The organism is Pseudomonas hefeiensis (assembly GCF_030687835.1).
Classification (GTDB): domain Bacteria; phylum Pseudomonadota; class Gammaproteobacteria; order Pseudomonadales; family Pseudomonadaceae; genus Aquipseudomonas; species Aquipseudomonas hefeiensis.
Genome location: NZ_CP117449.1, coordinates 2,263,807 through 2,278,373, shown reverse-complemented (window position 1 = coordinate 2,278,373; position 14,567 = coordinate 2,263,807). Strand labels below are relative to the sequence as shown.

Annotated in this window: 9 protein-coding genes and 1 pseudogene; 5 read left to right on the top strand and 5 right to left on the bottom strand. The window is 60.5% G+C overall.

Features of this window, described 5'->3' with window-relative positions; all coding sequences use genetic code 11:
• The first annotated feature begins 16 nt into the window (after window positions 1-16).
• Complete coding sequence (locus tag PSH57_RS10140) at window positions 17-844, top strand: NAD-dependent protein deacetylase (RefSeq protein WP_305416516.1); 828 nt, start codon at window positions 17-19, stop codon at window positions 842-844.
• 116 nt (window positions 845-960) lie between these two features.
• On the opposite strand, the gene PSH57_RS10135 is transcribed toward PSH57_RS10140, so the two are convergent.
• Window positions 961-1,863, bottom strand: a complete 903-nt coding sequence (locus PSH57_RS10135; RefSeq protein WP_305389287.1) for a LysR family transcriptional regulator — start codon at window positions 1,861-1,863, stop codon at window positions 961-963.
• A gap of 167 nt (window positions 1,864-2,030) precedes the next feature.
• On the opposite strand from PSH57_RS10135, the gene PSH57_RS10130 reads away from it, so the two are divergent.
• Genes PSH57_RS10130 through PSH57_RS10120 form a run of 3 tightly spaced genes read left to right on the top strand, consistent with a single transcriptional unit; the run spans window position 2,031 to window position 4,621 of the window.
• Window positions 2,031-2,729, top strand: a complete 699-nt coding sequence (locus PSH57_RS10130; protein ID WP_047227779.1) for a CoA transferase subunit A — start codon at window positions 2,031-2,033, stop codon at window positions 2,727-2,729.
• Between the two features lie 33 nt (window positions 2,730-2,762).
• Window positions 2,763-3,428 carry a CoA transferase subunit B gene (locus tag PSH57_RS10125; protein ID WP_003180355.1) on the top strand — a complete coding sequence of 222 codons (666 nt, stop codon included), beginning with the start codon at window positions 2,763-2,765 and terminating at the stop codon, window positions 3,426-3,428.
• A gap of 11 nt (window positions 3,429-3,439) precedes the next feature.
• Window positions 3,440-4,621 carry an acetyl-CoA C-acetyltransferase gene (locus PSH57_RS10120; protein WP_305389284.1) on the top strand — a complete coding sequence of 394 codons (1,182 nt, stop codon included), beginning with the start codon at window positions 3,440-3,442 and terminating at the stop codon, window positions 4,619-4,621.
• A 276-nt stretch (window positions 4,622-4,897) separates the two neighbouring features.
• On the opposite strand, the gene PSH57_RS10115 is transcribed toward PSH57_RS10120, so the two are convergent.
• The gene (locus PSH57_RS10115; protein WP_305386537.1) at window positions 4,898-5,845 is read right to left on the bottom strand and encodes an IS110 family RNA-guided transposase; all 948 of its coding nucleotides are present in this window, start codon (window positions 5,843-5,845) and stop codon (window positions 4,898-4,900) included.
• A gap of 386 nt (window positions 5,846-6,231) precedes the next feature.
• Window positions 6,232-6,946 (bottom strand): annotated as a pseudogene (locus PSH57_RS10110) (FadR/GntR family transcriptional regulator).
• A gap of 305 nt (window positions 6,947-7,251) precedes the next feature.
• Between PSH57_RS10110 and gudD the strand changes: the two are divergent.
• Window positions 7,252-8,595 (top strand): glucarate dehydratase, encoded by a 1,344-nt coding sequence (gene gudD, locus PSH57_RS10105; protein WP_047227776.1) that lies wholly within the window; start codon window positions 7,252-7,254, stop codon window positions 8,593-8,595.
• Window positions 8,596-8,745: 150 nt separating this feature from the next.
• Here gudD and glgB read toward each other — a convergent pair whose 3' ends face one another.
• Both glgB and treS read right to left on the bottom strand, forming a co-directional pair.
• On the bottom strand, window positions 8,746-10,980 hold the full coding sequence (glgB, locus tag PSH57_RS10100) for a 1,4-alpha-glucan branching protein GlgB (protein ID WP_305389283.1): 2,235 nt from the start codon (window positions 10,978-10,980) through the stop codon (window positions 8,746-8,748).
• Between the two features lie 11 nt (window positions 10,981-10,991).
• Window positions 10,992-14,336 carry a maltose alpha-D-glucosyltransferase gene (gene treS, locus PSH57_RS10095; protein ID WP_305389282.1) on the bottom strand — a complete coding sequence of 1,115 codons (3,345 nt, stop codon included), beginning with the start codon at window positions 14,334-14,336 and terminating at the stop codon, window positions 10,992-10,994.
• Window positions 14,337-14,567: the final 231 nt, after the last annotated feature.

Genomic DNA, 14,567 nt, shown 5'->3' with positions numbered 1-14,567 from the left:
CAGCGGAGCGACATCTATGCCCGACGATTTTCACCGTCAACCGATCGATCAATTGCTGGAGCATATGGTCGGGCGCCGTTTCCTGGTGCTCACTGGCGCCGGCATCAGCACCCCGTCGGGCATTCCCGACTACCGGGACAGCGAGGGTGTGCGACGGGGTCGACAACCCATGATGTACCAGGAATTTCTCGCCAAACCCGAGGCGCGACGGCGCTACTGGGCACGGGCGATGCTGGGCTGGCCGCGGGTTCGTCAGGCCCGGCCGAACGTGGCCCACGAGGCGTTGGCGATGTTGCAGACGCACCAACGCATCAGCGGCCTGATCACCCAGAATGTCGACACCCTGCATGACCAGGCTGGCAGCCAAGACGTGATCGAACTTCACGGCAGCCTCCATCGGGTGTTGTGCCTGGATTGCGAGCAGCGCAGTGAGCGCCAGCAGATCCAGCTGTTGATGCAAGCGCAGAATCCGTACCTGGCCGGTGTTGACGCGGTTCAGGCGCCGGACGGCGATACCCTGCTGGACGCCGCGTTCGAGGCGCGCTTCCAGGTGCCCCGCTGCCCCCATTGCAACGGCGAGCGCTTAAAACCCGACGTGGTGTTTTTTGGCGAAAACGTCGCCGCGGCCACCGCCCTTCGCGCCATGCACGCCGTCGAACAGGCGGACGGCCTGCTGGTGGTGGGCTCGTCGCTGATGGCCTGGTCGGCGTTTCGCCTGTGCCGGGCGATCAAGGAACAGGGCAAGCCATTGCTGGCGATCAACCGAGGCAAGACACGGGCCGATGAGTTGCTGGATCTGAAGCTTGAAGAGCCGTGTGAGCAACTGTTGCCACTATTGATCTGACACCATGCAATACCCCTGTGGGAGCGGGCTTGCTCGCGAAAGCAGTGTGTCAGCTACACAGATATCGACTGATCCACCGCCTTCGCGAGCAAGCCCGCTCCCACAGGGGATTGTGGTTACTTCGTGGTCAACTGCGCACCGATATCCTGATCTCTGAGCGTATCGAACAACGCCTGCGCCGCCGCCGACAGTTCATGCCCCGGCTTGGTCAGCACACCGATGGCCCGCTCTATCACTGGATCGCTGAGGGTGATGCAGCGGGCGCCCAGCTCATGCATCTGCCCGACGCACAACGCCGGGACCGCGCTCACCCCCAACCCGCTGGCGACCATGCGGCCGACCGTCGCCAACTGATGGCTCTCGAACTCCACCGGCAGTTTCATGCCTCGGCTTTGCAAATGCTCTTCCAGCATCACCCGCACGGTGGAAGGTCGTTGCAGCGTGATAAACGGCTGTTCCAGCAACGTCTGCCACTGTATCTCGCTGCGCTGGGCCAGTGGCGAATCCAGCGGCACCACCGCGACGAAACGGTCCAAGTACAACGGGGTAAAGGCCAGGGACGAACTCTGCATCGGCTCGAACGCGACCCCCAGTTCGACGTGCCGATCACGAACCATTTCCAGCACCTGTTCGTTGATCACATCGTTGACCGTGACGTTGACATTCGGATAACGGGCGCGGAAGGTCTTGAGAATGGGCGGCAGCAGGTTGCCGGCAAATGACGGCATCGCCGCCAACGTGACACGGCCGCGCTGCAAGGTGAAGCGCTGGCGCATTTCGTCCTCGGCATTGTCCCAATCGGCAACCAGGCGCCGGGCCAGGGGCAGCAGCGATTCGCCTTCGGGCGTCAGCGCCACGTTACGGGTATTGCGACTGAACAGACGCCCGCCCAAGCCTTCTTCCAAGGCCTTGATAGTCAGACTCAGGGCCGACTGGGACAGATGCAGCCGCTCGCAGGCCACGGCGAAGCTCAGGCTTTGGGCCACGGCGAGGAAAGCGCGGATTTGCTTGAGAGTCATGGGTCGCTGCACTCCCGGCGGCAAGCGGTCAGTTTCAAGCCGTAAACGGATATCGGCCATTAGTGAGTTTTATCAATCAATCCAACCTAAAAATCAACTTAACAAATATATGACTTGGCGCAACACTGCATTTCATTGCGACCCCATCAAGAATAAAAGAGGTGTCTATGGCAGGTTTCGACAAACGTGTGAGTAGCTACGAAGAAGCGCTGGAAGGCTTGCAAGACGGCATGACGGTGATTGCCGGTGGCTTCGGCCTCTGCGGCATCCCGGAGAATCTGATCGCCGAGATCAAGCGCAAGGGCATCCGTGACCTCACCGTGGTTTCCAATAACTGCGGTGTCGACGGCTTCGGCCTGGGTGTATTGCTGGAAGATCGGCAGATCCGCAAGGTCGTCGCGTCTTACGTCGGCGAAAACGCTCTTTTCGAGAAGCAACTGCTAAGCGGCGAAATCGAAGTCGTGCTTACCCCCCAAGGCACCCTCGCGGAAAAAATGCGCGCCGGCGGCGCGGGCATCCCGGCGTTCTTCACCGCCACAGGGGTCGGCACGCCAGTGGCAGAAGGCAAGGAAGTGCGTGAATTCCATGGCCGCCAGTACCTGATGGAAGAATCCATTACAGGCGACTTCGCCATCGTCAAAGGCTGGAAAGCCGACCATTTCGGCAACGTGGTCTATCGCCACACCGCCCAGAACTTCAACCCGTTGGCGGCCACGGCCGGCAAGATCACTGTGGTGGAAGTCGAAGAAATCGTCGAACCCGGCGAGCTGGACCCGACACAGATCCATACCCCAGGCATCTACGTCGACCGGATCATTTGCGGCACGTTCGAAAAGCGTATCGAACAGCGCACTGTGCGCAAGTGACCCCGCCCCCAGCCCGAATGAAGGAATAACAACATGGCACTTTCCCGCGAACAAATGGCTCAACGCGTCGCCCGCGAAATGCAGGACGGCTATTACGTGAACCTGGGCATCGGCATTCCGACCCTGGTCGCCAACTACATCCCCGAAGGCATGGAAGTCATGCTGCAGTCGGAAAACGGCCTGCTCGGCATGGGCGCGTTCCCCACCGAAGCCGAGGTTGATGCCGACATGATCAACGCCGGCAAGCAGACCGTTACCGCGCGCATTGGCGCCTCGATCTTCTCTTCGGCCGAATCCTTTGCCATGATCCGTGGCGGGCACATCGACCTGACCGTGCTGGGCGCCTTCGAGGTAGACGTGGAAGGTAATATTGCCTCGTGGATGATCCCTGGCAAGCTGGTCAAGGGCATGGGCGGCGCGATGGACCTGGTGGCCGGTGCCGAGAACATCATCGTCACCATGACGCATGCGTCCAAGGACGGTGAGTCGAAACTGCTGCCCCGGTGCAGCCTGCCGCTGACCGGTGCCGGCTGTATCAAGCGCGTGCTGACTGACCTGGCCTACCTGGAAATCCAGGACGGCGCCTTCATTCTCAAAGAACGTGCCCCAGGCGTCAGCGTCGAGGAAATCGTCGCCAAGACTGCCGGCAAACTGATCGTGCCGGACCATGTGCCTGAAATGCAGTTCGCTGCCCAGTGAGGAGAGATTCGATGCAAGAAGTCGTGATTGTCGCCGCTACCCGTACTGCCATTGGCAGTTTCCAGGGGTCGTTGGCCTCCATTCCCGCACCGCAACTCGGTGCCGCGGTGATTCGTCGGTTGCTGGAACAGACGGGGCTTTCGGGTGAGCAGGTCGATGAGGTGATCCTTGGCCAGGTGTTGACCGCTGGCAGCGGACAGAACCCGGCCCGCCAGGCGTCGATCCTCGCTGGCCTGCCCCATGCGGTGCCGGCACTGACCCTGAACAAGGTCTGCGGCTCGGGGCTCAAGGCCCTGCACCTGGGCGCCCAGGCGATCCGCTGTGGCGATGCCGAGGTGATCATCGCCGGCGGCATGGAAAACATGAGCCTGGCCCCGTACGTGCTGCCGGCTGCCCGCACTGGCCTGCGCATGGGCCACGCGCAGATGATCGACAGCATGATCACCGATGGTTTGTGGGATGCGTTCAATGATTACCACATGGGCATCACCGCCGAGAACCTGGTGGACAAGTACGACATCAGCCGCCAAGAGCAGGACGCCTTTGCCGCCGCTTCCCAGCAGAAGGCCGTGGCGGCGATTGAAAGTGGCCGGTTTGCCGATGAGATTACGCCGATCCTGATTCCCCAGCGCAAAGGCGATCCCGTGGCCTTTGCCACCGACGAACAACCCCGGGCCGGCACCACCGCCGAATCCCTGGGCAAGCTCAAGCCGGCGTTCAAGAAGGACGGCAGCGTGACCGCCGGCAATGCCTCGTCGCTGAACGATGGCGCCGCCGCCGTGCTGCTGATGAGCGCGGAAAAAGCCAAGGCACTGGGCTTGCCGGTACTGGCGAAAATCAGCGCCTATGCCAATGCGGGGGTAGACCCGGCAATCATGGGCATCGGCCCGGTGTCGGCCACCCGTCGCTGCCTGGACAAGGCCAGGTGGTCTTTGGATCAACTGGATCTGATCGAAGCCAACGAAGCCTTCGCCGCCCAGTCACTGGCCGTGGCCAGAGAGCTGAAATGGGACATGGAGAAGGTCAACGTCAATGGCGGCGCCATCGCCCTGGGCCACCCGATTGGTGCTTCGGGTTGCCGTGTGCTGGTGTCACTGCTCCACGAAATGATCAAGCGCGACGCCAAGAAAGGCCTCGCGACGCTGTGCATCGGCGGCGGACAGGGCGTGGCCCTGGCGCTGGAACGAGCGTAAGCGGTAAAGAGCCCGACAGTGAATGCGCGGACCCACGAACATCCGCACATTCACTGGCAACACGACCGGCGCAACCTGGGTTGCGCCGGTTTTTTTTGCCTGCTGGCTTTGAGCACGACTTGCCGCCCCCATCGCGAGCAGGCTCGCTCCCACAGGGATGTCGGGCGGTTGCAAGATTGGTGTTCACCACAGATCCACTGTGGTTCTTGGGTGTTCACAGATGCGGCGTCCACCACAGATCTACTGTGGGAGATTCTATGGTGCCTGAATAGCCCTCTAAACACTTTTTGGCTGGTATTCGCTCTGGTTCTTCAACAGAGCAAATACCACTCGGGCAAGCTTGCGGGCCAGTGCCACCAATGCCTGAGTCGTGCTGAGCCCTCGGGCTCTCAAGGCTTCATAAAACCCCTTCCATGCCGTTGTGCGACGCGCTGACATCGCGGCGTTGTGCATCAGCCTACGCGCCTCCGGATCACCTCGCTTGGTCAGGCAGCGGCGGCCCTTTTTCTTCCCTGAATCCGATATGCGAAGGTCCAAACCTAGGAAGGCAATGAAGGCATCGGCATTTCTGAAGTCTCCGCGCTGGAAGGATGCGAGCAAACGGGCACCGCTCAATAGGCCAATGCCTTCGACTTTCATGCAGCGTTTGAGCTGATCCAGCAGCCCGGCTTCCTTCAATTCTGTCTGGATTGTTTTTTCAACCAGGGCTTCCAGTCTCTGCATGGACTTGATCTGGTTATTGAACGAGGTCTTGAGCAGCGGCTCGTTCGCCCAGCTTTGCTTAAGACTGACACGAGCTTGAACCACGGCCGCCCGACGCCGGAAAAGGCTTATAAGCCGACGGTACAAAGGTGATGGTGGAGTCCAAGGGGTCAGATTTTGCCCTTCGTTTTTTAAATAACGGGCCAGTAGCTGAGCATCCAAAGCATCGGTTTTAGCGCGAACGTTCACCCCCTTGCGGTAATGACTCAGTTCATAACCACCGACCATGTAAATCCTGCAATCGGCCCCATGCGCCAGATCGGCGAACTCCAAGTGATAGATATTGGTGGCTTCGATGGCGACATTCACTGGCGCAGACAAGGCTTTGAGCCATTTCTTGATCGCCGCTTTAGTGTTGGGGATCGTCTCGAGTCGATCTGATTCGGCGTGAAAAATCACCAACTCGTCTTTGGCGACATCAACACCTACGATCGGCTGAGTGATGGGGACAGGCATTGCCATTGAAAATCCTCCGGGCTAAGGTTTGAACACTTGAAGGGTTCACCCAGAGGCGCAGGCTTGTTCCTATCGTCGGTCTAGGCCAGATGCATTCTTTATCGGCGCTTGGGTGAAAGGAGGAGGGGTGAAATCTCCCACGGTCTGTACTGCGGCTAACAGTCAGAAGCGGACTTTGTCCCTCCTCCTCCCTTCAAGTCTTACCATACAAGCGGGCTTGCTCGCGAAGGGGCCGGTACATTCAACATCACTGCCAACTGACCCACCGCCTTCGCGAGCAAGCCCGCTCCCACAGGGGGATTGGGTTTTGAGCACAAAATCAAAGAACACCATCGATCCATTGTGGGAGCGAGCCTGCTCGCGATGGCGGTAGGTCAGGCGACGATGAGCCTTCAGGCCCCCGCGCCAAACCGGTCGCGGCTGTTGGTCAGGTGCAGCCACATGGCGGCACGAGCGGCATCCGGGTCCTGGCGTTTGATGGCATTGAAAATCGCCTCGTGCTCCAGATTAGCCAACTGCGCCAGTTTCCCCAGATCCGCTTGACCGCGTTCGACCACGTTCACCCGGGTTCGGGGAATCATCGCACTGCCCAGATGCTGCATGATTTCGACAAAACAGGTGTTGTCCGTGGCTTCCGCGATGAGCAAATGAAAGCGCCGGTCGGCGTCGACACAACTGTCGTTATTGCTGAGCAACCGCTGGTAATCATCCAGGGCCTGGCGCATCTGCTGTAGCTGGCGTTCGCTGCGGCGCATGGCCGCCAAGGCCGCCGCCTGGGTTTCCAGGCCCAGGCGCAGTTCCAGGATCCCCCGCACACCTGCGGCGGTGTCGACATTGAGCCGCAGGCCCGGCTCGCCGGTCTGTTCCAGCACAAAGGTGCCGATGCCGTGGCGAGTCTCCACCAACCCGGAAGCCTGCAGCTTGGATATCGCCTCACGCACCACCGTGCGGCTGACACCATGGGCCTGCACAATGGCACCTTCCGACGGCAGTTTTTCCCCCGGCTTCAACTGCCCCCAACAAAATGCTCTGGCTCAGCTTCGCCACCAGGTCATGGGCCAGGTTGTGGGTGCGTTTGCGCGGCGTTGCCTCGATGTCTGGCTGCATGGGCCGTGGGTCCTCCAAACGGAGCAGGCGGGTCATGAGGAAAACACTCCATGGCCCTAAGCTTGTATGACAAGTGCAATCATCTCAGTCAGAGAGCAGTTCCGCCAGTGCTAAACCGAGCGTCCCGATATTTCTTTTCCTTGCTACAAGCCCCCAGCAAATAAAGGAGATTGTGAGTTTTCTTAACCCAACTCACCCAAAAAACCGACCAGGCTCTCTTGTAAGATAAAAAAATCAAGTTGTATGATGTCTATCAACATCGCCCTTCTGCGATGCCCCGCATAAAAACAACGAGTGGGAAAAACATGCAGACCCAAGAAGCCACCAAAGCTCCCATCATCACCAGCATGCAGGTCGTGCCGGTGGCCGGTCATGACGGCATGCTGCTGAATCTCAGTGGCGCCCATGGCCCGTTCTTTACCCGCAACATCGTCATTCTCAAAGACAACGCCGGCCACACCGGCGTGGGTGAAGTGCCTGGCGGCGAGCGCATTCGCCAGACCCTCGAAGACGCCCGCTCGCTGGTGGTCGGCAGCCCCATCGGCACTTATCAAAAAATTCTCAACACCGTACGCCAGGCCTTCGCCGACCGGGATGCCGGTGGTCGTGGCTTACAGACGTTCGACCTGCGCATCACCATCCACGCAGTCACCGGCCTGGAAGCGGCGTTGCTGGACCTGCTGGGCCAGCACCTGGATGTACCGGTAGCCGCCCTGCTCGGCGAAGGCCAGCAGCGTGATGAAGTGAAAATGCTCGGTTATCTGTTTTATGTGGGTGATCGCCAGCAGACTGACCTGCCCTACCGCAGCGAGCCGGACGCCGACAACGACTGGTTCCGCGTACGCCACGAAAAAGCCCTGGACGCCGACGCCGTGGTGCGCCTGGCCGAAGCCGCTCATTCGCGTTATGGCTTCCAGGACTTCAAGCTCAAGGGCGGCGTGCTCAAGGGCGACGAAGAAATCGAAGCCGTCACCGCCCTGGCCGAACGCTTCCCTCAGGCACGTATCACCCTGGACCCGAATGGCGCCTGGTCACTCAAGGAGGCCATCCGCCTGTGCCGCGACCAGCACAAAGTCCTGGCCTATGCCGAAGACCCTTGCGGTGCAGAGAATGGTTATTCGGGCCGTGAGGTGATGGCCGAGTTTCGTCGCGCCACCGGTCTTAAAACCGCCACCAACATGATCGCCACCGATTGGCGCGAGATGGGCCATGCCATCACCCTGCAGTCAGTGGACATTCCCCTGGCCGACCCCCACTTCTGGACCATGCAGGGTTCCGTTCGAGTGGCGCAGATGTGCAACGAATGGGGCCTGACCTGGGGCTCGCATTCCAACAACCACTTCGACATTTCCCTGGCAATGTTCACCCACGTGGCCGCTGCCGCACCGGGTGACATCACGGCGATCGACACGCACTGGATCTGGCAGGATGGTCAGCGGTTGACCAAGGCTCCGTTGCAGATCCAGGGTGGCTGCGTACAGGTGCCGAAAAAACCGGGACTGGGAATCGAGCTGGACACCGACCAATTGGCCAAGGCTCATGAACTGTACAAAGGGATGGGACTTGGCGCGCGGGATGATGCGGTTGCAATGCAGTATCTGATTCCGGGCTGGACGTTCAACAACAAGCAGCCGTGCCTGGTGCGCTAAACAATCACCGATTCTCTGTAGGTGAGTCCATTATTGTGGGAGCGGGCTTGCTCGCGAAGGCGGTCTGACAGTCCACATCAACGGTGACTGTCAGGCCGCCTTCGCGAGCAAGCCCGCTCCCACAGGGTTACTGCGTGACAGGACCTGCTGTTAACCCTCCGGCCGCAGAATCAACACTGCCAATGGCGGCAAATTGAGCTCCAGTGACAGCGCCTGGCCATGGCTGGCCACTTCTTCGGTGAAGGCACCGCCGCCGTTGCCGTAGTTGGAACCGGCATAGGTGTCGGCATCGCTGTTGAGCAGCTCCACCCAGCGTCCGGCAAACGGCACGCCTACCCGATAAGCGGCACGCGGCACCGGGGTGAAGTTGGCAACCACCAGCACCGGTCGGCCTTCCTTGCTCCAGCGCAACCAGGCGTAGACGCTGTTCACCGCATCGTCACCAATCAGCCACTGGAAACCCTGAGGCGCGTCGTCCTGATCGTGCAGCGCCGGCTCTTCGCGATAGAGACGGTTCAGGTCGGTCACCAGCTTCTGCACCCCACGGTGCTCCGGGTATTGCAACAGATACCAGTCCAACTGCTGGTCGTGGTTCCACTCACGCCATTGGCCAAACTCGCAGCCCATGAACAGAAGCTTCTTGCCAGGGTGGCCCCACATGAAACTCAGATAAGCCCGCAAGTTGGCGAATTTCTGCCAGCGATCGCCTGGCATCTTGTCAATCAGCGAGCGTTTGCCGTGCACCACTTCGTCATGGGAAATCGGCAGAACAAAACGCTCGGACCACGCGTACATCAGGCCGAAACTCAGTTCGTTGTGATGATGGGCGCGGTACACCGGGTCCTGTTGGATGTAATGCAGCGAATCGTGCATCCAGCCCATGTTCCACTTGTAGGCGAAACCCAGGCCACCCTGTTGCGTGCTCTGGCTGACGCCGGGCCAGGCGGTGGACTCTTCGGCGATCACCAACGCACCGGGGGTTTCCAGCGCCACCACGTCATTGAGGTGTCGCAGGAAGTCGATGGCTTCCAGGTTCTCCCGTCCACCGTGGCGATTGGGCACCCACTCGCCGGCCTTGCGTGAATAATCGCGATACAACATCGACGCAACGGCATCCACACGTAGGCCGTCGACGTGGAAATGCTTTAGCCAATGCAGGGCCGAAGCGAGCATGAAACCATGGACTTCGGTGCGCCCCAGGTTGTAGATCAGGGTGTCCCAATCCTGGTGGAAGCCTTCGAGCGGGTTGCCATATTCATACAGCGCGGTGCCGTCGAACTGCGCCAGACCGTGGGTATCGGTGGGAAAATGCGCAGGCACCCAATCGAGAATCACGCCGATGTCGGCCTGGTGACAGGCGTTGACGAACGCCGCGAAATCGTCCGGCGAGCCGAAACGCGCCGTCGGGGCAAATTGCGATAGCGGCTGGTAACCCCAGGACCCCCCGAACGGATGCTCCATGATCGGCATCAGCTCGATGTGGGTGAAACCCAGGTCCTTGACGTAGGGAATCAGCCGCTCGGCCATCTCATGCCAGGTGTATTGCCGGGCAACCTCCCCCGCCTCGTCGATTTCGCACTGCCAGGAGCCGGCGTGCAGCTCATAGATCGATAACGGCGCACTGGGCAGATGCCGCTCAGCACGATGCTGCATCCACTCCTCGTCCTGCCACTCGATCTTCAACGGCGCGGCCACTTTCGAGGCTGTGTCCGGCGGCATCTGGGTGGCCAGGGCCACCGGATCAGCCTTGAGCGGCAGAATGCCGTGGGCACCGAGAATTTCGTATTTGTAACCTTCGCCCGCGCCAATCCGCGGGATGAACAACTCCCATACCCCGGACGGATAACGGATGCGCATTGGATGCCGTCGCCCGTCCCAGACGTTGAAATCGCCCACCACCGAGACCCGCCGCGCATTCGGCGCCCATACGGCAAAGCGCACGCCAGCGACGCCATCGACAGTGGTCAATTGCGCCCCCAGGCAGGAACTGAGGTCGCGATGATTGCCCTCGGCAAACAGGTAAAGGTCCATCTCCCCCAGCAATGGCCCGAAGCTGTAGGGGTCTTCGGCCACCTGCTCACCGCCGGCCCAGCGGGTGCGCAGCAGGTACGCCTGGGCGCGGTCGAAATGGCCAACGAACAGACCCGGGGTTTCGCTGAGCTGCAAATCGCCCAGTACTTCGCCGCCATCGCGGGCGAGTACTTGCACGCTCAAGGCGCCGGGCAGGTACGCCCGGATGAACTGCCCGCCGGCACCATCGCCGTGAGGGCCAAGGATGGAAAACGGGTCCTGATGCTCTGCGCGCACCAGCGCGTCGATGTCATGGGGGGACGGCAGCAACGACTCTTTGGCCTGCCCCTGTGGTTCTTTGTTCGAGACACTCATGATTCTCTCCACTAAATCGGTCCGGCTAAGTCGGAAAAGGGTTTCAGCCCGCTCAATAACCCGTACAGACCGTGCAATGGCACGGGCAGCCAGGCGGGGCGATTCTCGGCTTCATAGGCCACTTCATAGGCCGCCTTCTCCAGGCCGAACAACGCCAGTGCGGCGTCTTCGCCTTCAGCATCCTTCCACTCATGGGCAAGACTAGCTGCCGCCAGCCGATATGCCTCAACAAATGCCTGACGGGCCTCTTTCAAATAACGATCAGCCACCCTTTGCCGCGCCACATCGGCGTCGGCGGTGCTGTCGACGTTGTTCAGGTGAATCGCCATGGCCGCCGCGTAATCGAAGGAGCGCAGCACACCACTGACGTCCTTGTACGGGCTGTGCTTGCCCCGGCGTTCATGCAGTGGCCGTGCCGGCTCGCCCTCGAAGTCGATCAGGTAGGCATCGCCCTTGATCACCAGCACCTGCCCCAGGTGCAGGTCGCCATGGACGCGGATGCGCAAGCCACCAACAGCCTTCCCGGCCAGTGCCTGGATGTGCGCCAGGACGGTTTTCTTGTGTTCCAGCAAGCGTGCAACCAGGCCTTGGTCCGCTTGATTCAATTGGCCCTGGTTCTGCTTGAGCAGACGCAAGGCGTTCTCAACCTGCGCGGCCACGTCCTTGCCGATGGCCTGGGCTTCTTTGGCATTGGTGGCCTGGGGCGCGAAGTCCGGGTCGTCGGTGGTCTGGGCCAGTACCTCGTGCATTTCCCCCAGGCGCTGGCCGAGCATGCCGGCGAAGTCCTTGAGTTCGCCCAAGGCGTTGTAGTGCTGCTCCTGCTCGGACACCGCATCGGCCAGCTCATCACGCAGAGCGCGTTCGAGGTTGTTCTGCGTCCATTCCCAAGCATCGCCCTGATTGCTCAGATAACCCTGGGCGATCATCAGCAGCGCCTCTTCGCCTTCGCTGTCGCGGCGGATCACCGAACCCAGCAGCGGCGAAATGTTGCTGAAACCTGCGGCTGTCAGATAGGCGCTCATTTCCAGCTCCGGGTGTACGCCCGAAGCCACTTTACGGATCAGCTTGAGTACAAGACTGCCGCCCACCACCACTGAACTGTTGGACTGCTCAGCCGACAGATAACGCACCTCCGGCTCGTCTCCCAGATTCAGGGCGGTCAGCCCTTCAGTCGGCTCGAAGCGCAACTCGCCCTCGGTGCATGGCAGCACCGTTGCGGTCTGCATGCTTTGCAGAACGGCCCGCACGAAACTTTCCAGGCTGAACGCGTCGGTGATCAAACCGACCTGGCGAACCCGGCGAACCCGAGACAGCGCCAATTGCTGCGGCAACGCCGCGCCCACCTGGTCCTCGGCCAGCAGACCGAACGGCAGTTGGTAACGCAGTGTCTGACCACCGCTGGTAACGTCGATTTCGCTCAGCAGCACCGGATGCTGCGGATCGCCGAAGCGCACGCCATAGACAATGTTGACCTTCTCGATCGCGCTGTCTTTGCCGGCGAACCAGCGACGGTTCTGCAGCCAGCTCGGCAGGATGGTTTGCTCCAGGGTGGTGCGCGACGGTGCTTCAAGCAGTTCTTCCAGGCGTTTTTTCAACACCAGGGTGGTGAAGTCCGGCAGGCTCTGGGCCGGCTCCACGTGCCAGCTCGGCATCTGGTTTTCCGTCGCCAGAGCGAACCAGTAGAAGCCGTATGGCGGCAGGGTCAGCAGGAAATTCAGTTGGCCGATGGGCGGGAAGGCATTGCCCCCCAGCATTTCCACCGGGACCATGCCTGCATAGGCCGACAGGTCCAGTTCCGCGGCCTGGGCGCTACGGGATACGTTGGCCACGCACAGGATGATTTCGTGCTTGCCATCGGGGCCGGTGTATTCACGGGTATAAGCCAGGATCCGTCGGTTGCTGGGCGAGAGCATCTTCAGCGTGCCACGGCCAAAGGCCTTGGACTGCTTGCGCACCGCGAGCATTCGCCGGGTCCAGTTGAGCAATGAATGAGGGTCGCCGGCCTGGGTCTCGACGTTGACCGACTGGTAGCCGTATTGCGGGTCCATGATCGGCGGCAGCACCAGGCTGGCCGGGTCGGCGCGGGAGAAACCACCGTTGCGGTCGATGGACCATTGCATCGGCGTGCGCACGCCATCGCGGTCGCCCAGGTAGATGTTGTCGCCCATGCCGATTTCATCGCCGTAGTACAAGGTCGGCGTGCCGGGCATCGACAGCAGCAGGCTGTTGAGCAACTCGACACGGCGACGGTCGCGCTCCATCAGCGGCGCCAGACGTCGGCGGATCCCCAGGTTAATACGCGCCCGACGGTCGGCCGCGTAGTAATTCCACAGGTAGTCGCGCTCCTTGTCGGTGACCATCTCCAGGGTCAACTCATCGTGGTTGCGCAGGAAAATCGCCCATTGGCAATTGGCCGGAATTTCCGGGGTCTGCCGGAGAATGTCGGTGATGGGAAAGCGGTCTTCCTGAGCCAGCGCCATGTACATGCGCGGCATCAGCGGGAAGTGGAACGCCATGTGGCATTCGTCACCGTTCAAACCCTGGGCGTCGACATCGCCGAAGTACAGCTGGGTGTCTTCCGGCCACTGGTTGGCCTCGGCCAACAGCATACGGTCGGGGTAATTGGCGTCGATTTCGGCACGGATCTGCTTGAGGACGTCGTGGGTCTCAGGCAGGTTCTCGTTGTTGGTACCGTCGCGCTCGATCAGGTACGGGATCGCATCCAGACGCAGACCGTCGATGCCCATGTCCAGCCAGTAGCGCATCACCGACAGTACGGCTTTGATCACCTGGGGATTGTCGAAGTTGAGGTCCGGCTGGTGAGAATAGAAGCGGTGCCAGAAGTATTGGCCGGCCACCGGATCCCAGGTCCAGTTGGATTTCTCGGTGTCCAGAAAAATGATCCGCGTGCCATCGTACTTGTGATCGTCGTCGGACCAGACGTAAAAATCCCGCGCCTTCGAACCCGGCTTGGCTTTGCGCGCGCGCTGGAACCACGGATGCTGGTCGGAGGTGTGGTTGATGACCAATTCGGTGATCACCCGCAGATTACGCTTGTGGGCTTCGGCGATGAAACGCCGTGCATCGGCCATGGTCCCGTAGTCGGGGCTGACGCCCCGGTATTCGGCGATGTCGTAACCGTCGTCGCGCCGGGGTGAAGGGTAGAACGGCAGCAGCCAGATGGTGTTGACGCCCAAATCGGCGATGTAGTCGAGCTTCGCGATCAACCCGGGAAAATCACCGATCCCGTCGTTATTGGAATCGAAATAGGATTTGACGTGGACCTGATAAATCACCGCGTCCTTGTACCAGAGCGGGTCTTTGATAAAGGTGGCAGACCGGGGTTTCTTCGCCATTTGCAACTCCTGAGAAATTCTGTAAAGCCGCTGAAACAGGCTTGTGAGGTCTTTTTATGGGGCGATGTCTATTTGTGGCGAGGGGATTTATCCCCGCTGGGCTGCGAAGCAGCCCCAAAAAGGCTTTAACGCGGGCAACCAGACATATCGGGCTTAATCTATTGGGGTCGCTTCGCAACCCAGCGGGGATAAATCCCCTCGCCACAGCAAGCTCCCTCTCCACAAAAGCCA